The following is a 19,042-nucleotide window of genomic DNA, read 5'->3' as shown; positions in this document are numbered from 1 at the left end:
ATGATGTTTACCGGAATTGTGCAAGGTGTGGCCGAACTGGTCGCCATCGAAGAGAGTGCTTCATTTCGTACCCACGTGATCCGCATGCCAAGCTTGGCGTGGGGGGAAGGGCTGGCCCTCGGCGCCTCGGTCGCTCACAACGGCTGCTGCCTGACCGTTACCCGGGTCGAGGGGGAGCTGGTCAGCTTCGATTTGATGCAGGAGACCCTGCGTCTCACCAACCTCGGCCTGTTAAAGGTGGGGGACAAGGTCAATGTGGAGCGGGCTGCCCGCTTTGGTGACGAGATCGGCGGTCATGCCATGTCTGGCCATATCATCGGCATGGCAGAGGTTACCTCGGTGATCGATACGCCCAACAACCGTCAGGTGTGGTATCGCCTCGCTTCCGAGCTGATGAAATATGTGCTGACCAAGGGGTACATCGGCATCGACGGTATCAGTCTGACCATCGGCGAGGTGCGCGAGCGGGAGTTCTGCGTCCACCTGATCCCCGAGACCCTGGCCCGCACCAACCTGGGTTGGGTCAAGGCTGGCTGGCAGACCAATATCGAGATCGATCCCCAGACTCAGGCCATCGTCGATACGGTGGAGCGGGTACTGGCGGCGCGCGGGGGTCACTGAAAGGAAACGGCTCGGTTTCAATCGCCTCATAAGCAAGGGCCTGCAGTGCGCAGGCCCTTGTTATTTACATGGTGAAAATATCCACTCAACTTTTTATGACTCGCAATCAAAACAGTTGCTCGTCATCCGCATCCACAAACAGCTGCAAGCAGTCGCGGGCTTCGTCGAGGTGAAGCCGCAGGTGGATCGGATTGCAACAGGCCATGCAATCTTCGTAAAACTCCTGATCACCCTGACTGGCATCCAGCTCGACCCGGGTATGGTGGCCACAGTGAGGGCAGACGATGCGCTTGCTGGTGTACTCGATCATGATAACCTCCTCGGGCCATGAGGCCGCCTATCTACCCTGATTCTAGTCGGGCTGCAGGGGGTTAACCGCGAGCAAACGCACGTTTATGACAGAGATCAAGCCTGAGGGATGGCAAGGTGAAACCGGCTGGAGTGGTCGTGTGCGAGAAGAACAATCTGGTTGTGAATGACGAGTGAAAAGAGGGGGATTGCCAATAGTTGTTTGGCAATCACAGGGGGCTGGAGCCCCCCGCGAGTATGAGAATGCGAGCGCAACAAGGCACCGATAGGCGCTATTTGACCCAGCTGGCCAACATGTCGGCATTGAGTTCGGCCAGCGAGCCGAGCTGGTAGTTGGCGATGGCCAAGCGTGAGTCACCCACTAAAGCTGGATCCGGCACGATCAGCGCGGTCATGGAGGCCGCCTTGGCCGCCAGCAGACCGGTAAAGCTATCTTCGATGGCCAGACAGTGTACCGGTTCCACTCCCAGCTTCTCGGCGGCGTGGATGTAGACATCCGGGTGCGGTTTGCCGAAACGCTCTACTTCAGCGGAGTGAACCACCATAAAGCGATCGCGAATGCCAAGTTTGCCGAGCACCGCTTCTACCATCGCAAAGGGGGAGGAGGTGGCCAGACCCACTTTCAGGCCGCGGGCTTCAATAAGGTCGAGCGCCTCCAGCACACCGGCTTTGGCCTGACCTTCGGAGAGGATCAGGGCGTTGACCTGATCCAGAATGCGCTGTACCACCTCTTCCTGAGTCGGGCCGCTCCATGGGCGCAGGCGATACCAGTGGGCAACCAGCTGATCGATGCGCACGCCGATGGTCGATTCACAATCCTCTACCGTGTGGGGGTGGCCCAGTTCGGAGAAAACGGCGATCTGGGCCCGTTGCCAAAAGGGTTCCGAGTCGATCAGAACACCATCCATATCGAAGATCACGGCAGCTAACATCTTGTACTCCTGACAAATTTGAAGAGGGGATTATAAGCCTGACGGGCAAATGCAAAAGGGGCATTGCCATGCCCCTTGCGCCCGATCACATCGGTAAACGTTTGTTTTGCTGTGGCAAACAAGCCCTTAGAACAGTACTTCGACCTTGGCGGCCACGGCTTTGGCTTTTTCCACCGCATCCTGGCAATCCGCTGCGCGGGCCAGCGCCACGCCAAGACGGCGGCGACCGGCGATCTCCGGCTTGCCAAACAGCCGCAGCTGGGCACCCGGCACCAGCGCCAATGCCTCACCAATCCCCTGATAGCGGATATTCTGGCTGTGCCCTTCGCGCAGTACCACGGCAGAGGCGCTCGGCCCGTACTGGGTGATGGTGCCGACCGGCAGCCCCAGAATGGCGCGCACGTGCAGGGCGAACTCGGAGAGATCCTGAGAGATCAGGGTCACCATGCCGGTATCGTGGGGGCGCGGCGAGACTTCGCTGAACCACACTTCATCGCTTTTTATAAAGAGCTCGACTCCGAACAGGCCGTAACCACCGAGGGCCTCGACCACCTTGGCCGCTACCTCTTTGGATCGGGCCAGAGCCAGCTCGCTCATCACCTGCGGCTGCCAGGATTCGCGGTAGTCGCCATCTTCCTGCCGGTGGCCGATCGGCTCGCAGAAGTGAATGCCATCGACGGCGCGTACCGTGAGCAGGGTGATCTCGTACTCGAAGGGAACGAAGCCCTCAACGATCACCTTGCCACGGCCAGCGCGGCCACCCTCCTGGGCGTAGGTCCAGCTCTCATCCAGCTTGGCGAGATCGCGCAGTACGCTCTGCCCCTTGCCGGACGAGCTCATCACAGGTTTCACCACGCAGGGCAGGCCGATGGCTTCAACTGCGGCAACAAACTCCTCCTTGCTCTGGGCAAAACGGTAGGGTGAGGTGGGCAGACCCAGGGTCTCGGCGGCGAGGCGGCGGATCCCTTCCCGGTTCATGGTGAGCTGGGTAGCGCGGGCGTTGGGCACTACCTTGACCCCCTCTTGCTCAAGGGCAGCAAGGGTATCGGTGGCAATCGCTTCAATCTCGGGGATGATGAGGTCGGGTTTAACCTTGGCAACCAGGGTACACAGGGCGTTGCCATCGAGCATGTCCAGCACGTGGGCAGTGTGGGCCACCTGCATGGCGGGGGCATTGGGGTAGCGGTCGGCGGCGATCACTTCGATCCCGAAGCGTTGCAACTCGATGGCGACCTCCTTGCCAAGTTCGCCGGAGCCCAGCAGCAGGGCACGGGTGGCGCCGGGGCGGGTTGCGGTTCCAAACATACGATCTCTCCTGATGTCGATGGTCATTGTTGATGATCGCTATTACACAAATAGCGGACAAAAAAAGAGGCACGCATGGCGTACCTCAGGAAACGGGTTTGTGAGCGCGCTGCTCCAGATGGGTCAGCAAGGTAATGGCGCCAATGATGATGGCGGCGCCAAGCCACAGACGGCCGGGAGGAGCCCAGCCAAAGACCAGCCAGCCCGCCAGCACGTTCATCGGCAGCTTGGCAAAATCGAAAGGCTGCACGAAGGAGGCCTCTGCCACGCTGTAAGCGCGCGCGATGGACATCTGGGCCAGTGCCGTCAGCACACCGGAGGCGGCTACCAGCAGCCACTGGCTCTCGCTCGGCCACTGCCACTCCGGCAGGGCCAGCATGACGTTGAACGGGGTACTGAAAATAAGCAGATAGACCACGATGGTGTGGGATGATTCGTTGGCTGCCTGATAGCGCACCATCAGGGAGTAACCTGCCCAGAATAGCGCCGCCGCCACCGGCAGCAGGGAGGCCCAGTTGAATTCGTCAGTCCAGGGGGCAAGGATCAGCATGGCGCCGGCAAAGCCCGCCAGGGTGGCCAGAATGCGGGCGCGGCTCACCTGCTCCTTGAGCAGCAGGGCGGAGCCTAGGGTGGCAAACAGCGGTGAGGTCATCAGCAGGGCGATCCCCTGCCAGATGGGGACGGGGTACGCCAGTGCCCAGAGCCAGAGCTGGATGCCGATCACTGCCAGCAGCACCCGCAACAGGTGCAACCGGAACTGATTGGTCATCAGGGATTGGCGCAAGCCATGACGAACCAGCCAGGGCAACAGGCAGATCAGGGCGATCAGGTATTGATGGAAGGCGACCTGGGTAGAGGCAAGGCCGAGTTTGAAGCTGACATACTGGCTCAGGCTGTTGACGGCGGCGAAGCAGAGTCCTGCCACCATCATCCAGACTGCACCGGCCAGAGGAGAGTGCCTGCGCGAGGGTACCATGGGATCCGGGTCGCTGGAAAAAGTGCGGCGGATCATAACGGCAATCGTTTGTTCTGCCAAGGGTTGAAGCGCGGTCGCGGGGCTGGCTGGCGAGGAAGTGGCCTTGCATCAAAAATTTTGAACAAGTTGAGCATCTATTTTTGCTATCAGCAAATAAGCACAATGTTTAGAGTGACCTCCATCGACAGCCAAGCTGTTCAACCGACAACCAAATGGAGTTTCACCATGGCCAATATCCTCGTACTCAAATCCAGCATCCTGGGTCAATATTCCCAATCCAACGCCCTGATCGACGGTTTCCTGGCTGATCATCAGGATGATGCCGTCACCGTGCGTGATCTGGCTGCCCTCAACCTGCCGGTGCTGGATGGCGAGTTGGCCTCCGGCCTGCGCGGTGGTGACAACCTCAATGAACGTCAACTGGCGGTGATCGCCCAGTCCGACGAGCTGATCGCCGAACTCAAAGCAAGCGACTTGGTGGTGATTGCGGCCCCCATGTACAACTTCAACATCCCGACCCAGCTGAAAAACTGGATCGATCTGGTAGCTCGTGCTGGCGTCACCTTCCGCTACACCGAGACCGGTCCGGTGGGTATGGTTGAAAATACCCGTGCGCTGGTGATCAGCCCCCGTGGCGGCATGCACGTTGGCAGCGCCACCGATCTGGTCACTCCCTACATGCGTACCGTGCTCGGTTTCATCGGTATCAAAGAGGTGGATTTCATCTACGCCGAGGGGATGGGTATGGGCCCGGATGCGCAGAGCAAGGGGATGGAAGCAGCCAAAGCGCAGCTTGAGGCTCTGGCTATCTAAGGGCTCTCTCTATAAGGGCTCTCTATCCCGTCAGGGGTTATCTCTTCAAGGGGTTGCCCCGCCAGATACAAGAACGCAGCCATCAGGCTGCGTTTGTTTTTTGGCTTGGTGTGATTGCGACAGACGTTATTGCGACAAGACCGTAATGCTACAGAGAGTATCGCGGTAAGCGGTCGGTACAGACGTTCCGGCGGAGTCACTACTCCATCATAAAGCGGCGACAACCGCGCACCAGCAGCAATGCCACCGCGACCAGCAGGCCAAGCAAGAGAGTGGTCAGCCACTGTTCGGTACTTTGCGGCATGTGGGGCGTGAAGAGGCTGATCATCAACAGGGTACAGAGCGTGATCAACAGGCTCTGTCGGGTCATCAATATCATGGGGTCATCCTTGGTTTGCTCACCTGAAACGATTTTAATGCCCTCTTGTGACAGGGTGATGTATCCGTGCATCACCCTGTTGGGGCTCTTCAGACCATATCAGGTTTTTACCGCAGAGCCAGCGCCATCACTGGCGCTGTGATCCCGATCCCGCTAGCTCTCTTTATCTGAACTGTTTCTGCGCTGGCTGGTAGTGAAAATCGCCGCTGGCGAGCCGAGCTTCCAGTGCAGTCTGATCGATCTCCTGCGCCTTGCAGAGATCCTCCAGATCGTCATAGCGATCACGCAGCTGCATATTGACGACGCTCAGCAGCATGTTGATGTCCATGGTGGCGAATTTTTTCAAATCCATGATTATTTCTCCCGATCCAGTGATTGCAGCTGCTCGATGGCGGCGCTGACGCTGTGCAGATGCTGGCGGATCGCCTCGCGGGATTCGCTAGGCAGATAGTCGGTCAGGGTATGTTGCCAGCTGCCCGCTTCACTTTTGAGCTGCAGGAAGAGGGCGAGCCCGGCATTGGTGAGGGAGACCAGGCTGATGCGTTTATCCTGCTCGCTGCTCTCGGTAAAGATGATCCCTTTTTCGACCAGACGGCGGATCTCGCGAGAGATGCGCACCTTGTCCATGCCGCTCGCCTCGACCAGCTCTTTCTGGCTGATGGGGTAGTTGGGGCCGAGCACCATCATCAGGCGCCATTGCGGCACGGTCAGCTGGTAACGCTGTTCATAAAACTGTTCGAAGGTATCCCGTAGCATCTCGGCGGCATGTACCAACTGATAGGGCGGGTAGTGAGCGAGTAACGCTATGATTTTTGACATATTACACCCTGCTGTGACGGCTGCATCAGATGCAGTTTCTTTTGATACTTTGACATTGATGATACGAAACTCAAGCTGATTTGTCTGACCCGGTTGCGATGAAATGTGCGGTGGCGCACGCCCTCAAGGAAAAACCGGGTCTGACCGACTGGATTTTAAGCCAACGCTGTTCAGCCTTTACGCAACCAGATGAGGGCGTTCTGCTTGAGCCAGGCCTCGCGAGTGTGGATAGCGTAGAGCGCGGCCTCGTCGCGGCTGCCCGCTTGCCAGCTTTGTGGCTCCTGTTTGGGCAGCTTGCGCTGACCCAGCAGGCAGGCCGGAATGTGCGGGTTGGCCTCGATGGCGACCAGCAGATGGGGCTTGGCTGCCTCGGCACCCTCGGTAGCAAAGACCATCAGCGCCTTGTTATAGAGCAACCAGCTGGAGGCTTCATCGAAGCGCACCAGCAGGGCGGCCAACGCCTGCCAATCCCCTTGCAGTGCATAGAGGGTGGAGAGGTTGTAGCGGCAACCCAGCTCATCGGCCACGCAGATTGTCAGCAGCGCCAGATACTCCGCTTTGGCCTCGCCCAGCTTGCCAAGGCGTAGCAGGCAGTCGGCGCGGCCGGCTCTGGCGGCCAGCAGAGGACGCAGCTCGGGGGCACTCCAGCCGTGGCCGGCGATTTGCTGCCAGAAGGTTTCATCAAACAGCGGAGTGGCATCGGCAATGATCTTCTCGAACCAGCCGAGGCGGGCCTGATGATCGCGGCAGCTGTCGGCCAGCTCGAACCAGGTCTGCCACTGTTGGGCCTGCTCGCCATTGAGGGCCACATCGGCACTGGGGGTGGCCTGATACTGGTCGAGGTTGAGCAACTGGTTGAGGGCGGTTTTCATGTTCTGGCGCTGTCGTTTGCAGAACTCGACAAAGGGGAGTTCGCTGGCGGCGGCGCTATAGAGCATCTGGGCCATCTGCTTGTCGCGAAACAGGCTCAGCTCTGCGGCCAGACTGAAGCGGTACTGGGTGGTCGGGTCGTTCAAATCCTTCGGCTTGGGCCAGGTGGCAAAACCCATGCTGAAGCCATAACACCATTGACCGAGGGGGTGGCTCTGTTCGAACACCTGCTCGGGGTTATCGCTGGGCAGGCGGCACTGGCTGGGCAGGGCCAGCTGGGCGTCGTCGGCTTGGGATTCCAGCTCGGCGATCAGGTGGTTGAGGGCTTCTGCGCTTTTTTCATCCAACTCGGCATCCTGTTCCAGCAGACCAACCAGCGGGCGTTGCCAGTCAGGGCTTTCCGGCCCCACCAGACGAGCACAGAGAAAACCGTGCAGGGCCGGGTAGGTCATGTCCTGATCGCTGTGGCTCTGGATCCATTGATTAAGATGGCGGGTACGAGTGGATGGGTTCATCGACAGTTCCTCTGGATTTGAACAGCCGCGAAGTCTACCTAAAAGTGGGGTTATTTGCAGCAAATGGCCGCCTGTTTGGCGATTTAATCACCATTGGCGGATAAGATAGGGGCGAAAGGGCGGCTCGTGGTGGCTTGGGGACTAGGCCGGATCACCGCTCTTGAGGTAACATGCGCGCCCATAGGGGCCATGTTCAGTTGGCCCATCCGGGTAATGAAAAAAGAGAGCACCATGATACAGATTGGCAAGATGAACACCCTCACCGTTGTTGAACTCGAAGACCGTGGCGCCTGGCTTGCGGCCGATGAGTACGGTGAACTGCTGCTGCCCAAGCGTCAACTGCCGGAAGGGGTGAAAGAGGGGGATAGCGTGCAGGTCTTCCTCTATCTGGATGCCGATTGCGAGCCGGTGATCACCACCGACAAGCCATTTGCCATGGTGGACGAATTTGCCGGTCTGAAAGTGGTCAATGCCAACAAGATTGGTGCCTTCCTCGACTGGGGCATGAAAAAGGATCTGTTTGTGCCCAGCCGCGAGCAGAACAAGCCGATGCAGGTGGGCCACGTTTATCTGGTGCGTCTGCAACTGGATAACGAAGGGCGCATGGTCGGCACCAGCCGCATCGAGCGTTTCCTGACCCCGGCCGGCAGCAACTTCAAGGTTGGTGACGAAGTGACCGCGCTACCGGGGGAGCACTCGCCCCTTGGCATCAAGGTGATCGTCAACGGTCAGTATCCCGGCATGCTGTTCAAGAACGAAGTGTTTGGCCGAGTGATGACCGGTCGGCCGCAAACCGCCTGGGTCAAGCAGGTGCGCGAGGATGGCAAGCTCGATCTGACCCTGCAAAAGCCGGGTCTGGCGCGGGTTGATGATGCCGGTGAGCGCATTCTGAGCCGGATGAAAAAGCAGGGCGGCAGTCTGGCGGTGGGTGACAAGAGCGAACCCGAGCTCATCTACAAGCTGTTCAGCATGAGCAAGGGTACCTTCAAGAAGGCGATCGGCGGCCTCTACAAGCAGGGCAAGATCGTCATCGAAGATAACGCCATCACTCTGGTGGCCACAGAGACCGACTCGGCCGTGGATAGCGAATAAGATGCCGAGTCCCTGTGTTGGCCTCTGCAAGGCGAAAGACGGGCTTTGCCTTGGTTGTGGCCGCACCCTGAGCGAGATCGGCCACTGGTCGGCGATGGATAGCAAGGCCCAGCTGGCGGTGATGGCCGAGCTGAATGGCTCGAAAAGCACCCACCGCTGCCCGGGTTGTGGTGAACCGGCCTATTGCGCCGTCTCTGCCGGTCAGACCATTGCGCAGTGCTGGTGCAGCCAGTTGCCGGTATTGCCGATGCAGGAGGCCAGCGCTTGCTGGTGCCGCCGCTGTCTGGCCAAAGCCATCGCGGCGCAGGATTAGCAGAGAACAGCAATAAGAGTGCACAGAAACAAGAAAGGCGCCGATGGCGCCTTTTTTATGCCTGCTGCTGGCGATGCCAGCGCACATGGACTTGATCTTCGGTCAGCAGACGGGGCAGCAGGAAGGTGGCGAAGATCACCTCAAACTCATCCTGATGATCCAGCAAACCGACCCACACTTCGACCCAGCGCTCCATATCGACCGGCTCACCCAGCTCGGTCGACCAGTCGGCATTGGGCAGGGTCGCCTCCACGGCGCCACGCTGCTCAAACTCCAGGGTGATGTCGACTATTTGTTCGGGGGCCAGCATATCGGCGGCCTGCTCAAGAAACTGATCATAGGCCCATTCGACCAGCTGATCCGGGGTACGCTGTTCCATGAAATCACTCCAGATACATCGAGGTTCGCTACTGTAACAATTATTGACTGTGGCGGCCAGACCAGTACGCCGGGCGTGGCTGGCCTGTCCAAGTTGCCGTTGGGGGAGTATGGTTAAGGCGCGGATCATCTGGCAGGGAGTAAGGGGATGAAGCAGCGGGGACGGCGGCAACAGATCAAGCGACGGCGCGAGGCCTGGTGGTGGCACTATCTGCCGCTTCACCGCGAGATGGTGGGCGGCCATCTGGGCCCACCGGAGAAACCCGATGAGCCCTGAGGATCAGTCGGCCTGATGCACCCGATTGAGGGTGATCTGGCCCAGTTGTCCCATCTGGCGGCGGATCCAGACCGAGCGCTTCTGCACATAGGGTGAAGGGGGCTTGACCCGATAACGCCACGGATTGGGCAGGGCGGCGGCCAGCAGGGATGACTCGTAGCGGGTCAAGCGGCTGGCCGGTTTGCCAAAGTAGGTGCGGGCAGCGGCTTCGGCGCCATAGATGCCGGGGCCGAACTCCACGATATTGAGATAGACCTCGAGAATGCGGGCCTTGTCCCAACCCAGCTCCATCAGCAGGGTAAACCAGGCCTCCAGCCCCTTGCGCAGGAAGCTGCGATCACTCCACATAAAGAGGTTCTTGGCGGTCTGCTGGCTGAGGGTGCTGGCGCCGCGCACCCGCTCGCTGTGCTGGTTGTGTTTGAGCGCGGCGTTGATGGCATCCATGTCAAAACCGTTATGGTCGGCAAAGCGCTGATCCTCGGCGGCGATCACCGCCAGCTGCAGCTCCTTGGAGATGGACGCCAGATCTACCCATTGATGGCGCACCTGGGTGATCTTGGCGGGCGGAAACAGAGCCCGCTCGATACGCCAGCTCCACATCGGCGGATCGATAAAACGCAGCAAGGCGACCGAGCCGACCGAGCAGAGCAGCCCGGCCAGCGCAATCTTGCCTGCCCACCTCAACACCCGGCGCCCAAGCGATACAGATGGACGTTCAGGGGCCACAGAGTCAGGGTCAGACTCCCACTGATAGTGGCTGGGATCATCGGGATCAGGAATTATTGGGGCAGCCATTCGATGTGGCAGAACTTCTCGTCAACACGGCGGGAGAGCAGCATGCGGGCAAACAAGTGCTCATACTCTTGTTCTTCATTGCCAAGGCCTACCCAGATCTCGGCATAGTCGGTGTCGCTCACCGCAAATCCCACGTCCGCTTCCCAGTCATCGGCCGGGTCGGTTTCGGCCAGCAGGCCGCGGTTGTTGAACTCCTGATTGAAGCGGGCGATCTCCTGCTCCGGCAGGTTGTCAGAGGCCAGCTCCATAAAGAGTTCGAGGGCGGTATCGAGCAGCTCCTCGACGCTGTGCATTTCGTCATTCATCGACATAAGCGGTCTGTTCCAGAAAAGAGAAAAAGGTGCCAGCGCAGATCACTGCCTGCGGGGCGGCGCTATTCTAGCGGTCGGCAGCCCCCTTGGCGAGATGAGGCGAACCGCTGTGACCTGTTTTTGTGCCAATAAAAAACCGGATCCAGTGACAGGATCCGGTCTTCATTGGGGGAAGGGGTCACGCATAGGGCGTCAGCTCATCCCTTCTTGTCATCGGCGAAGGTGATGTTGAGCTCCAGTACCGACAGCTCATCACTCTTCTGATCCAGTTGGACGGTTATCTTCTCCGGATCAATGTTGACGTATTTGCGGATCACATCGAGGATATCCTGCTTGAGTTGGGGCAGGTAATCCGGCCCCCCTCTGGATGAACGCTCGTGAGCAACAATGATCTGCAACCGCTCTTTGGCCAGTTGTGCGGTGTTCTGTTTCTTGTTGGAACGAAAATAATCCAATAATGACATGTTTAACTCCCGAACAGTCGGCTAAAGAAGCCCTTCTTCTCTTCTTCCAGAAAACGAAATTCCTTGGCATCGCCCAGCAGGCGGGACACCGCATCTTCGTAGGCCTGACCGGCATCGGACTCCTTGTCCAGAATGACCGGTTCGCCGGAGTTGGAGGCGCGCAGCACCGCCTGGGACTCCGGGATCACCCCGAGCAGCGGGATGGCCAGGATCTCCTGCACATCCTGCACGCTCAGCATGTCGCCGCGGTTGACGCGGGTCGGGCAGTAGCGGGTCAGCAGCAGGTGCTCCTTGATGGGGTCTTCGCCACGCTCGGCGCGACGGGACTTGGAGGCCAGGATGCCAAGGATGCGGTCGGAGTCACGCACGGAAGAGACTTCCGGGTTGGTGGTGACGATCGCTTCATCGGCAAAATAGAGCGCCATCAGCGCGCCCGCCTCGATCCCCGCCGGGGAGTCGCAGACGATGTAATCGAACTTCATCTCCGCCAGCTGATCCAGGATCTTCTCGACCCCCTCACGGGTGAGGGCATCTTTGTCCCGGGTCTGGGAGGCGGGCAGGATAAACAGATTTTCCGAGCGTTTGTCCTTGATCAGCGCCTGATTGAGGTTTGCTTCCCCATTGATGACGTTGACGAAGTCATACACCACGCGCCGCTCGCAGCCCATGATGAGATCCAGGTTTCTCAGACCGATGTCAAAGTCAATGACCACTGTCTTGTGACCACGCTGGGCTAAGCCGGTGCTCAGGGCCGCACTGGTTGTGGTCTTGCCAACGCCACCTTTACCCGATGTAACGACTATGATTCGCGCCATTCTCGCTTCCTTGTAACTCTATTTGATACGGTCTATTCGGAGTTGTTCGTTGTCCAGCCGGACGTGTACCGGTTGCTGGATCAGGCCTGCCGGCAATGCATCGCTCAGCTGGAATGTGCCCGCGATGGAGAGCAGCTCGGCCTGTAATTGCTGGCAATAGATCCGGGCCTGGGTGTTTCCCCGGGCACCGGCAATGGCTCTGCCACGCAGGGTGCCATAAATATGAATGCTGTCGTCGGCGAGCACTTCAGCTCCCGGACTGACGGACCCCAGCACCACCAGCGAGGTGCCGGCGGCGTAAATCTGCTGGCCGGAACGAACCGGTCCCACATGTACCTTGCTCGGGATCAAGGGGGCGGGTTCGGGCTCGGGAACCACCACAGGAGCGGCTGGCGCGGGGGCAGGCTCGGGTGCCGGTTCACTCTTGCGACTCTTGCCCGAGGCCATCACGGCCAGTCCCACCGCCTTGGCGGCTGTCTTCATCTCTTCACTGCGCGCGCCCGTGATGCCGACCAGCACAAACTCTTCGGACTCCACCAGCTCCTTGAGCTGTTCGAAATCGGGAATATGTTCCAGTCGGGAAACATTGATCACCAGCGGCGCACAATTAAAAAAGTAGGGTGCCTGGGCCACTTTTTCGGCCAACAACTGACGTATCCGCTCAGGCTCGCCATCGCTGATATGCAACACAGAAATAGTGAAGGTGGTCCCTTTCAATTCGTTATCGCGCTCAACCATGAATCTTCCCCGAGGCAGAGATGCTAATCCGTTATTGTTATTCAATTCCTGATGTTATAGTTTGCCCCCATCAGAGGCAATAAACTCGTCGGATTATATCAATTTCCATGTTGTGTGCAGTCTATAAAAGTCGCAAAAAAGCCGAGACCTACCTTTTTGTTGAAAAAAGAGAGGATTTCTCCCGCGTTCCCGAGCCACTGCTGAGCGCATTCGGGCGTCCCGAGCTGGTGTTGATGACCAAGCTGGATCCGGCCAAGCCCTTGGGTCTGGCTGATGTTGGCAAGGTGATGGCCGCGCTGACCAACCAGGGGTTCTACCTGCAGGTGCCACCGCCCCCTGAGAATTTGCTGGAGCAGCACAAGGCCAGCCTGAAAAAACCAGCCTGAATATCCAGCCCCGTGGTGCGTACTGCCAAGCGGGGCTAATTCTTTGTGACTCTGCATGACGCATTCCGGCCCCGGTGAGGTTGCTTGCGATAATCCCGTGACAAGATCTGGCCAAATTAAACCCTCCCTTTGGTGATATTCACTTTTCGCTGTTTAAATAGAAAGTCAATCTGCTCCCAACACCATATCCTCAACCTTTGCTGGCGCTCACAAAAATAGCGAGTGGCGCACGCTCATATCCTCCATTTCAACGGCTATTGGCCCATTCATCGATTATTTTCAGCCCCTTCTTTGGGCGCTTTTGACCTCCACTGCTCGATGCGTTTTACATCAAATAGGGAGTAAAGAGGGCGGTGATAACTGTGCTAAAACCAGTTTGCGCGATGCGCTGTGGCCAAAATGATGAGCTAACCCCCTGTTTGTGTACTTGATTGTTTGCCCTGATCACGAAAGTGCCACATAGGAGGCAATCAATGTGGCGGCGTGATAATCCGCAGGGTGAGCGGTAACCGCGTCTTGCCAAACAAGGGTATGCCCAAAGTGGAGGGGATTGAGCTGAGGGGCCATCTCGATATCGATTAGTTGTGAAACCGTGACCGGGGCAAGATAGCGGGTAAAGGTTTCATGTTGGGGCGTAATGTCCCTTTCAATGCATTGAGAAGAGTTAATCAAGGGATGTAATTAGAGAGGCATTTAGACAAGGCAATCCGCATTGTGGTGGCGTAGCAGGGGTATATCAGCAACGCCCTACAGTGAAATGGTCGGTATGCCGGTATAAGTGCCCTGCATCCCATTCGGGCAATAAAAAAGGCGGGATATCCCGCCTTTGTTCAGATGAGGGTCGCAACCCTTATTTATTCGCAAGCAACCTGCATCACCTTGATGGCCAGACCGCCACGGGAGGTTTCACGGTACTTGGAGTCCATGTCCTTGCCGGTGATGTACATGGTCTCGATCACCTTGTCCAGAGAGACGCGCGGCTTGGAGGTACGACGCAGGGCCATACGGGAGGCGTTGACTGCCTTCATGGCTGCGATGGCGTTACGCTCGATGCAAGGCACCTGTACCTGACCGGCAACCGGATCACAGGTCAGACCCAGGTTGTGCTCCATGCCGATTTCGGCGGCTTCGCAGACGTGCTCCGGGCTACCGCCCATCAGCTCGGTCAGACCGGCAGCGGCCATGGAGCAGGAGACACCCACTTCACCCTGACAGCCCACTTCGGCGCCGGAGATGGAGGCGTTCATCTTGTAGAGGATGCCGACGGCACCGGCAGCCAGATAGAAACGGGTATACTCGTCGCGGCCAACCGGCTGGATGAACTTGTCGTAGTAAGCCAGTACGGCCGGAATGATACCGGCAGCGCCGTTGGTCGGGGCTGTGACCACGCGGCCACCGGCAGCGTTCTCTTCACTCACCGCCAGAGCGAACATGTTGACCCAGTCAACGATGTTCATCGGGTCGCTCGAGAGGTTCTCGTTGGTGTTGAGCTGACGGTAGAGCGGTGCGGCACGACGGGGTACGCGCAGCGGGCCGGAGAGAACGCCTTCGGTACGGCAGCCGCGCTCGATACCTTCACGCATGGTGTTCCAGATCTTGCCGAACTTCTTGTAGATCTCTTCCGGAGTGTTGAAGCACTTCTCGTTTTCCATCATCAGGGCAGAGATGGAGAGACCGGTTTGGCTGCAATGGGCAACCAGCTCGGCAGCGCTCTTGAACGGATAGCGTACGGACATGTCGCCGCTGTCAGCCTTGCCGAAGTTCTCTTCGTCAACGATGAAACCGCCACCGATGGAGTAGTAGGTCTTGCTGTAAACCACTTCATCTTCGATCAGGGCGGTCAGCTTCATGCCGTTTTCGTGCAGCGGCAGGGCTTCGTCGTGGAATACCATGGCGTCACGCGGGAAGCTGACGGTGTGGCAGTGCAGGCCGATCGGCAGGCGCTCGGTCTGCTCAACACGGGAGATAAACTCGGGGATGGCATCGATATCGACATTTTCCGGCAGGTTGCCAGCCAGGCCCATGATGATGGCAGTGTCGGTATGGTGGCCTTTGCCGGTCCAGGAGAGGGAGCCGTAAACATCGACATTGATCCGGGTTACATCGCGGATCTTGCCGCCCGCGCGCAGCTCGTCAACAAACTGTTTGGCCGCTTTCATCGGGCCAACAGTGTGGGAAGAAGAGGGGCCTACACCGATTTTGAAGATATCAAAAACGCTGATCATGTCACTATTACCTCAGGGTAGAAGGGGGCGGCATGCCCACTCACAGAAATTTGGGAGATCCATGGAACGCGCTTGTCAGCGCAGGTCACAGAACCAGATAACCGTAGTGTAACGGCTCCAGACCTAAAAAAAGTTGAAATAGATCTATTTTTGTTGAATCTGAGGCGCGAGTATAAAATTTATTTTTGTGCTTATCCATTTTGTTAAGCGTTTGCCCATAAAAATACCCGGCGATGCCGGGCATTTCGGAACCAAATGGAGTCATTTGCCGTTTTTTAACATTCGGTAATGTTAACGGCGAGGCCGCCACGGGCCGTCTCCTTGTATTTGGTCTTCATGTCGTTGCCGGTCTCCCACATGGTCTTGATCACCTTGTCGAGCGACACCTTGTGCTCACCGGTGCCGCGCAGGGCGAGGCGAGCAGCATTAATCGCCTTGACCGCCCCCATGGCGTTGCGCTCGATACAGGGCACCTGCACCAGTCCGCCAATGGGATCGCAGGTGAGGCCGAGATTGTGCTCCATGCCTATTTCGGCGGCGTTCTCCACCATGGCCGGACTGCCCCCCAGCAGTTCGGTCAGCGCGCCGGCCGCCATGGAGCAGGCCACGCCCACTTCACCCTGACAGCCCACTTCTGCTCCGGAGAGGGAGGCGTTCTTCTTATATAAGATGCCGATCGCTGCCGCAGTGAGGAAGTAGCGGATCAGCGTCTCGTCATCCACCTTGTGAACGAAGCGATCGTAGTAGTGCAGCACGGCGGGGATGATGCCCGCAGCGCCATTGGTGGGGGCGGTGACCACCCGGCCACCGGCGGCGTTCTCTTCGTTGACCGCCAGCGCAAAGAGATCGACCCACTCCATCACCATCAGCGGATCCTTGTTGAAGTTGGTCTCGCAACTGAGCTGGCGGAACAGCCCCGGGGCGCGGCGCCGAACCTTGAGGCCGCCCGGCAGCACCCCTTCGCTTTTGCAGCCTCGCTCGACGCAGCCCTGCATCGCCTGCCAGATCTTGCGCAGCCCCGCTTTTATCTGCTCATCGCTGCGAAATACCCGCTCATTGGCGAGGATAAGCCCCGAGATGGATAGGCCGCTCTCCTGACAGTGGGCCAGCAGTTGGGCGCCGCTGTCGAACGGGTAGGGGACAGGATGTTCGGCATCAGACTTGGCGGCCTCTTCTTTGGCGGTGGCAAAGTGGCTCTCTTCAATGATGAAGCCGCCCCCGATGGAGTAGTAGGTCTGGCTGAAGCGCAGGTTTTCCTCTTTATCAAAGGCCCGCAGAGTCATGCCATTGGTGTGGGCCGGCAGGGTTTTACGGCGGTTGAAGATGATGGCACCGGTGCGGGGAAAATGGCTTGGTTGTTCGCCTGCCAGCTGCAGGTTCTGCTCCTTTTCCACTCGAGCCAGAATGGCGGGAATCGCATCGATATCGACCGATTCCGGTTCAAAGCCCGATAGCCCCAGAATGATTGCCTTGCCGGTACCGTGCCCTTTGCCGGTCTGGCCCAGCGAGCCGTAACACTCCACTTCGACCCGCGTGACTTGTTGCAGATGCCCTTGCAGTTTGAGCTGCTGGACGAAGGCGTAAGAGGCACGCATTGGGCCGACAGTATGGGAAGAGGAGGGGCCAATTCCGATGGAAAACAGGTCAAACACGCTGATCATGACATCAATCCGGTGATGGTTTATGTCTGTTTATTCTAGGATTTTTGACGTGGATGGAAAGCGGGGATGTGCGGTGCTGTGACATGGACACAGATAATGGGGCTGGGGATTGCCCAAGACGGTTGAAGGGGCTGATCCCCTTCAACCGGCCTGATCAGTCGAGAAATTCGCACAGATAGGCAGTGGGAGTTTTCACTTCCAGTTTGAAGGAGGAGTGACCGGCCACCAGGAAGGATTCACCCTGGTTGTAGGTGTGCCACTCATCTTCATCAGCCAGCTGAATGGTGAGGGCGCCCTTGATCACTGTCATCCGTTCGGGGGCGGCGGTGTTGAACAGGTAGTCACCGGCGTTCATCACCCCGACGGTTGATTTCTCGCCTTTTTGTTCGAAACCGATGGATTTTACATTTCCGTCGAAATACTCGTTAACTTTCAGCATCTTTACATCCCTGTGTGTACGTTTGTGCAGCCAAACTAGCACAATCTTTTGCCAGTTGTCATGGGGGATGAGGTAAAAATCGCCGAGACCGCTTTGAATCTTCACTTTTTCGCAAACTTATTAATAGCCAAGGTTAATGATTTGCTGATTTAAAACAGCAATTAAATGTGAGATAACACGCGCAAACAGGGGAATGGGCAGCCGCTCATTCCCCTGTTTGGTTAATTGCACTGGGAAAAGTGTGAATTTTGCTACATAAAGGAACATATTGTGTTAACTAAAGGACTCATTAAAAACATCGGCTTCCAGGTTGTGGTCGCCATGGTACTGGGCGCAGTGGTCGGCGCGTTCATGGGTGAACAAGCCACCGTGTTTGCACCGCTCGGTACCCTGTTTATCCAGCTGATCAAGATGCTGGTGATCCCGCTGGTGGCGGTAGCCATCCTCTCCGGCGCCGCCAATCTGGGCGCCAGCCCGGCTGCGGGCAAGATCGGGGCAGCGACGCTGGCCTTCTTCCTCGTGACCTCAGCGTTGGCCGTGTTGCTGGCGCTGGTGATGGGGCAGATCTTCAAACCGGGTGTCGGGGTCGATTTCGCTTCCGTCGCCTCCATGTTTGGCGGTGACTACGCCGATAAAGGGGCGCTGCCGGATGCAGTCGCCACCCTGCTTGGCATGATCCCCACCAACGTCTTCAACTCCCTCAACGAAGCGAACATCCTGCAGATCCTGGTGTTCTGCATGTTCCTCGGCATTGCGCTGGCCAAACAGCCGCGCGAGCGGGCCAAGCCACTGGTCGATGGGCTCAATACTCTGGTGGATGCCTTCGTCTGGATGATCAATAAGGTGATGATCATCGCGCCGCTCGGGGTGTTCGGTCTGATGGCGGAAGCCATCGGTACCTATGGCTTCGACGTGCTGACCCTGGTGCTCAAGCTGTTCGTGGTTTATGTGGCTGCCATCCTCATCTTCGGCTTCGTGGTCTATCCGCTGCTGGTGATGATGTTCTCCAACACGCCGGTGATGAAGTACCTCTCTGCCATGAAGAAGCCGCAGATCGTGGCCTTCTCCACCGCCTCTTCCATGGCGACCCTGCCGGTCAATATGGAGACCTGCGAGCATGATCTGAAAGTGACCAACGCGACCGCCTCCTTCGTGTTGCCGCTGGGTGCCACCATCAACATGAGCGGCAACGCCATCTATTACGGTCTGGTCGCCATCTTCTTCGCGCAGGTTTACAACATCGATCTGAGCGTTGGTGCCTGGGCGGCCATCATTGTGACCTCCACTCTGGGGGCGATCGGTCAGGCCGGTGTGCCGGGCCCAAGCTTCCTGGTGGTTGCCGTGCTGCTGGCGGCCGGGATCCCCATTGAAGGGTTGCCGCTGCTGTTCGCGCTGGATCGACTGTTCGATATGATCCGCACTTCCCTCAATATCACCGGCGATGCGGCCTGTGCTGTCATTGTTGACCGCTTCAGCCCGGAATATGACCCAGAGCGCTGGAACAAAGCATAACTGCTTTGAGCTGGGCTGAGATATAACAGCCTCAAGCTGACATTGCGTAAGCGAGCCCCTGCCATGATGGCGGGGGCTTTTTTATATCTGCCGGACA

General features: G+C 58.1%; 24 protein-coding genes. 7 read left to right on the top strand and 17 right to left on the bottom strand.

From position 1 onward, the window contains the following. Window positions 1-3 precede the first annotated feature (3 nt). Window positions 4-621 carry a riboflavin synthase subunit alpha gene (locus AB5Z05_RS09595; protein WP_279497786.1) on the top strand — a complete coding sequence of 206 codons (618 nt, stop codon included), beginning with the start codon at window positions 4-6 and terminating at the stop codon, window positions 619-621. A 106-nt stretch (window positions 622-727) separates the two neighbouring features. Here the strand turns inward: AB5Z05_RS09595 and AB5Z05_RS09590 are convergent, their stop codons facing one another. From AB5Z05_RS09590 to AB5Z05_RS09575, 4 genes are all read right to left on the bottom strand, one after another. After that, window positions 728-931 (bottom strand): CPXCG motif-containing cysteine-rich protein, encoded by a 204-nt coding sequence (locus AB5Z05_RS09590; RefSeq protein ID WP_106843630.1) that lies wholly within the window; start codon window positions 929-931, stop codon window positions 728-730. Window positions 932-1,202: 271 nt separating this feature from the next. Then, window positions 1,203-1,862 (bottom strand): hexitol phosphatase HxpB, encoded by a 660-nt coding sequence (gene hxpB, locus AB5Z05_RS09585; RefSeq protein ID WP_368151237.1) that lies wholly within the window; start codon window positions 1,860-1,862, stop codon window positions 1,203-1,205. A gap of 126 nt (window positions 1,863-1,988) precedes the next feature. Continuing rightward, the gene (purT, locus tag AB5Z05_RS09580; protein ID WP_368151235.1) at window positions 1,989-3,167 is read right to left on the bottom strand and encodes a formate-dependent phosphoribosylglycinamide formyltransferase; all 1,179 of its coding nucleotides are present in this window, start codon (window positions 3,165-3,167) and stop codon (window positions 1,989-1,991) included. Between the two features lie 85 nt (window positions 3,168-3,252). Beyond that, window positions 3,253-4,143, bottom strand: a complete 891-nt coding sequence (locus AB5Z05_RS09575) for a DMT family transporter (protein ID WP_368151353.1) — start codon at window positions 4,141-4,143, stop codon at window positions 3,253-3,255. A gap of 225 nt (window positions 4,144-4,368) precedes the next feature. Between AB5Z05_RS09575 and AB5Z05_RS09570 the strand changes: the two genes are divergently transcribed. After that, window positions 4,369-4,956, top strand: a complete 588-nt coding sequence (locus AB5Z05_RS09570; protein WP_005352326.1) for an FMN-dependent NADH-azoreductase — start codon at window positions 4,369-4,371, stop codon at window positions 4,954-4,956. 199 nt (window positions 4,957-5,155) lie between these two features. Here the strand turns inward: AB5Z05_RS09570 and AB5Z05_RS09565 are convergent, their stop codons facing one another. The 4 genes from AB5Z05_RS09565 to AB5Z05_RS09550 all read right to left on the bottom strand — a co-directional run bounded on the left by AB5Z05_RS09565 (window position 5,156) and on the right by AB5Z05_RS09550 (window position 7,539). Further along, the gene (locus tag AB5Z05_RS09565) at window positions 5,156-5,335 is read right to left on the bottom strand and encodes a hypothetical protein (RefSeq protein WP_075115065.1); all 180 of its coding nucleotides are present in this window, start codon (window positions 5,333-5,335) and stop codon (window positions 5,156-5,158) included. Between the two features lie 163 nt (window positions 5,336-5,498). After that, entirely contained in the window at window positions 5,499-5,687 is a 189-nt protein-coding gene (locus tag AB5Z05_RS09560; RefSeq protein WP_139747334.1) for a DUF4250 domain-containing protein, read from the bottom strand. A gap of 2 nt (window positions 5,688-5,689) precedes the next feature. Then, window positions 5,690-6,154, bottom strand: coding sequence for a MarR family winged helix-turn-helix transcriptional regulator (locus AB5Z05_RS09555; RefSeq protein ID WP_005336856.1), 465 nt, complete (start codon window positions 6,152-6,154; stop codon window positions 5,690-5,692). 170 nt (window positions 6,155-6,324) lie between these two features. Then, window positions 6,325-7,539, bottom strand: coding sequence for a UPF0149 family protein (locus tag AB5Z05_RS09550; RefSeq protein ID WP_320545018.1), 1,215 nt, complete (start codon window positions 7,537-7,539; stop codon window positions 6,325-6,327). A 231-nt stretch (window positions 7,540-7,770) separates the two neighbouring features. On the opposite strand from AB5Z05_RS09550, the gene AB5Z05_RS09545 reads away from it, so the two are divergent. Beyond that, on the top strand, window positions 7,771-8,631 hold the full coding sequence (locus tag AB5Z05_RS09545; protein WP_005336853.1) for a S1 RNA-binding domain-containing protein: 861 nt from the start codon (window positions 7,771-7,773) through the stop codon (window positions 8,629-8,631). A 1-nt stretch (window position 8,632) separates the two neighbouring features. Further along, window positions 8,633-8,944: a DUF1289 domain-containing protein gene (locus AB5Z05_RS09540; RefSeq protein ID WP_021229998.1), complete on the top strand. Its 312-nt coding sequence runs from the start codon at window positions 8,633-8,635 to the stop codon at window positions 8,942-8,944. Window positions 8,945-8,999: 55 nt separating this feature from the next. Here AB5Z05_RS09540 and AB5Z05_RS09535 read toward each other — a convergent pair whose 3' ends face one another. Beyond that, complete coding sequence (locus AB5Z05_RS09535; RefSeq protein ID WP_005336851.1) at window positions 9,000-9,323, bottom strand: HI1450 family dsDNA-mimic protein; 324 nt, start codon at window positions 9,321-9,323, stop codon at window positions 9,000-9,002. 147 nt (window positions 9,324-9,470) lie between these two features. On the opposite strand from AB5Z05_RS09535, the gene AB5Z05_RS09530 reads away from it, so the two are divergent. Next, the gene (locus tag AB5Z05_RS09530; RefSeq protein WP_256689486.1) at window positions 9,471-9,599 is read left to right on the top strand and encodes a hypothetical protein; all 129 of its coding nucleotides are present in this window, start codon (window positions 9,471-9,473) and stop codon (window positions 9,597-9,599) included. A 3-nt stretch (window positions 9,600-9,602) separates the two neighbouring features. Here the strand turns inward: AB5Z05_RS09530 and mtgA are convergent, their stop codons facing one another. The 5 genes from mtgA to minC form a co-directional block, all read right to left on the bottom strand. Further along, window positions 9,603-10,394: a monofunctional biosynthetic peptidoglycan transglycosylase gene (gene mtgA / locus AB5Z05_RS09525; RefSeq protein ID WP_302245995.1), complete on the bottom strand. Its 792-nt coding sequence runs from the start codon at window positions 10,392-10,394 to the stop codon at window positions 9,603-9,605. Next, window positions 10,379-10,705 (bottom strand): HI1450 family dsDNA-mimic protein, encoded by a 327-nt coding sequence (locus AB5Z05_RS09520; protein WP_320545017.1) that lies wholly within the window; start codon window positions 10,703-10,705, stop codon window positions 10,379-10,381. The genes mtgA and AB5Z05_RS09520 overlap by 16 nt, the downstream gene beginning before the upstream one ends. 197 nt (window positions 10,706-10,902) lie before the next feature. Then, window positions 10,903-11,169 (bottom strand): cell division topological specificity factor MinE, encoded by a 267-nt coding sequence (minE, locus tag AB5Z05_RS09515; RefSeq protein WP_005336848.1) that lies wholly within the window; start codon window positions 11,167-11,169, stop codon window positions 10,903-10,905. Between the two features lie 2 nt (window positions 11,170-11,171). Continuing rightward, the gene (gene minD / locus AB5Z05_RS09510; RefSeq protein WP_005336847.1) at window positions 11,172-11,984 is read right to left on the bottom strand and encodes a septum site-determining protein MinD; all 813 of its coding nucleotides are present in this window, start codon (window positions 11,982-11,984) and stop codon (window positions 11,172-11,174) included. An 18-nt stretch (window positions 11,985-12,002) separates the two neighbouring features. Beyond that, window positions 12,003-12,722 carry a septum site-determining protein MinC gene (minC, locus tag AB5Z05_RS09505; protein WP_204379835.1) on the bottom strand — a complete coding sequence of 240 codons (720 nt, stop codon included), beginning with the start codon at window positions 12,720-12,722 and terminating at the stop codon, window positions 12,003-12,005. A gap of 107 nt (window positions 12,723-12,829) precedes the next feature. Here minC and AB5Z05_RS09500 point away from each other — a divergent pair, with 107 nt between their 5' ends. Continuing rightward, window positions 12,830-13,108, top strand: a complete 279-nt coding sequence (locus tag AB5Z05_RS09500) for a YcgL domain-containing protein (RefSeq protein ID WP_270904862.1) — start codon at window positions 12,830-12,832, stop codon at window positions 13,106-13,108. 854 nt (window positions 13,109-13,962) lie between these two features. Here AB5Z05_RS09500 and AB5Z05_RS09495 read toward each other — a convergent pair. The 3 genes from AB5Z05_RS09495 to AB5Z05_RS09485 form a co-directional block, all read right to left on the bottom strand. Next, entirely contained in the window at window positions 13,963-15,333 is a 1,371-nt protein-coding gene (locus AB5Z05_RS09495) for an L-serine ammonia-lyase (RefSeq protein WP_005336844.1), read from the bottom strand. Window positions 15,334-15,608: 275 nt separating this feature from the next. Continuing rightward, complete coding sequence (locus AB5Z05_RS09490; RefSeq protein ID WP_139474292.1) at window positions 15,609-16,994, bottom strand: L-serine ammonia-lyase; 1,386 nt, start codon at window positions 16,992-16,994, stop codon at window positions 15,609-15,611. A 154-nt stretch (window positions 16,995-17,148) separates the two neighbouring features. Beyond that, window positions 17,149-17,433 carry a pyrimidine/purine nucleoside phosphorylase gene (locus tag AB5Z05_RS09485; protein ID WP_042055930.1) on the bottom strand — a complete coding sequence of 95 codons (285 nt, stop codon included), beginning with the start codon at window positions 17,431-17,433 and terminating at the stop codon, window positions 17,149-17,151. 270 nt (window positions 17,434-17,703) lie between these two features. On the opposite strand from AB5Z05_RS09485, the gene AB5Z05_RS09480 reads away from it, so the two are divergent. Beyond that, entirely contained in the window at window positions 17,704-18,945 is a 1,242-nt protein-coding gene (locus AB5Z05_RS09480) for a dicarboxylate/amino acid:cation symporter (RefSeq protein ID WP_005360943.1), read from the top strand. Window positions 18,946-19,042: the final 97 nt, after the last annotated feature.

Origin of the sequence: Aeromonas sp. R2-4 (genome assembly GCF_040908365.1) — a bacterium.
In the GTDB taxonomy this organism is placed as follows: Bacteria; Pseudomonadota; Gammaproteobacteria; order Enterobacterales; family Aeromonadaceae; genus Aeromonas; species Aeromonas veronii.
The sequence above is the reverse complement of the archived record's forward strand: the minus strand, read 5'-3'. Positions and strand labels throughout refer to the sequence as shown.

What these genes read in the sequence shown, in the direction of transcription:
- AB5Z05_RS09570 (WP_005352326.1), top strand. Translation starts at nt 4,369, where the DNA reads ATGGCCAATATCCTCGTACTCAAATCCAGCATCCTGGGTCAATATTCC.
- AB5Z05_RS09520 (WP_320545017.1), bottom strand. Translation starts at nt 10,705, where the DNA reads ATGTCGATGAATGACGAAATGCACAGCGTCGAGGAGCTGCTCGATACC.
- hxpB (WP_368151237.1), bottom strand. Translation starts at nt 1,862, where the DNA reads ATGTTAGCTGCCGTGATCTTCGATATGGATGGTGTTCTGATCGACTCG.
- minE (WP_005336848.1), bottom strand. Translation starts at nt 11,169, where the DNA reads ATGTCATTATTGGATTATTTTCGTTCCAACAAGAAACAGAACACCGCA.
- AB5Z05_RS09550 (WP_320545018.1), bottom strand. Translation starts at nt 7,539, where the DNA reads ATGAACCCATCCACTCGTACCCGCCATCTTAATCAATGGATCCAGAGC.
- AB5Z05_RS09555 (WP_005336856.1), bottom strand. Translation starts at nt 6,154, where the DNA reads ATGTCAAAAATCATAGCGTTACTCGCTCACTACCCGCCCTATCAGTTG.
- minD (WP_005336847.1), bottom strand. Translation starts at nt 11,984, where the DNA reads ATGGCGCGAATCATAGTCGTTACATCGGGTAAAGGTGGCGTTGGCAAG.
- AB5Z05_RS09560 (WP_139747334.1), bottom strand. Translation starts at nt 5,687, where the DNA reads ATGGATTTGAAAAAATTCGCCACCATGGACATCAACATGCTGCTGAGC.
- AB5Z05_RS09530 (WP_256689486.1), top strand. Translation starts at nt 9,471, where the DNA reads ATGAAGCAGCGGGGACGGCGGCAACAGATCAAGCGACGGCGCGAGGCC.
- AB5Z05_RS09495 (WP_005336844.1), bottom strand. Translation starts at nt 15,333, where the DNA reads ATGATCAGCGTTTTTGATATCTTCAAAATCGGTGTAGGCCCCTCTTCT.
- AB5Z05_RS09545 (WP_005336853.1), top strand. Translation starts at nt 7,771, where the DNA reads ATGATACAGATTGGCAAGATGAACACCCTCACCGTTGTTGAACTCGAA.
- AB5Z05_RS09500 (WP_270904862.1), top strand. Translation starts at nt 12,830, where the DNA reads ATGTTGTGTGCAGTCTATAAAAGTCGCAAAAAAGCCGAGACCTACCTT.
- purT (WP_368151235.1), bottom strand. Translation starts at nt 3,167, where the DNA reads ATGTTTGGAACCGCAACCCGCCCCGGCGCCACCCGTGCCCTGCTGCTG.
- AB5Z05_RS09490 (WP_139474292.1), bottom strand. Translation starts at nt 16,994, where the DNA reads ATGATCAGCGTGTTTGACCTGTTTTCCATCGGAATTGGCCCCTCCTCT.
- AB5Z05_RS09565 (WP_075115065.1), bottom strand. Translation starts at nt 5,335, where the DNA reads ATGATATTGATGACCCGACAGAGCCTGTTGATCACGCTCTGTACCCTG.
- mtgA (WP_302245995.1), bottom strand. Translation starts at nt 10,394, where the DNA reads ATGGCTGCCCCAATAATTCCTGATCCCGATGATCCCAGCCACTATCAG.
- AB5Z05_RS09535 (WP_005336851.1), bottom strand. Translation starts at nt 9,323, where the DNA reads ATGGAACAGCGTACCCCGGATCAGCTGGTCGAATGGGCCTATGATCAG.
- AB5Z05_RS09590 (WP_106843630.1), bottom strand. Translation starts at nt 931, where the DNA reads ATGATCGAGTACACCAGCAAGCGCATCGTCTGCCCTCACTGTGGCCAC.
- AB5Z05_RS09540 (WP_021229998.1), top strand. Translation starts at nt 8,633, where the DNA reads ATGCCGAGTCCCTGTGTTGGCCTCTGCAAGGCGAAAGACGGGCTTTGC.
- AB5Z05_RS09485 (WP_042055930.1), bottom strand. Translation starts at nt 17,433, where the DNA reads ATGCTGAAAGTTAACGAGTATTTCGACGGAAATGTAAAATCCATCGGT.
- minC (WP_204379835.1), bottom strand. Translation starts at nt 12,722, where the DNA reads ATGGTTGAGCGCGATAACGAATTGAAAGGGACCACCTTCACTATTTCT.
- AB5Z05_RS09595 (WP_279497786.1), top strand. Translation starts at nt 4, where the DNA reads ATGTTTACCGGAATTGTGCAAGGTGTGGCCGAACTGGTCGCCATCGAA.
- AB5Z05_RS09575 (WP_368151353.1), bottom strand. Translation starts at nt 4,143, where the DNA reads ATGGTACCCTCGCGCAGGCACTCTCCTCTGGCCGGTGCAGTCTGGATG.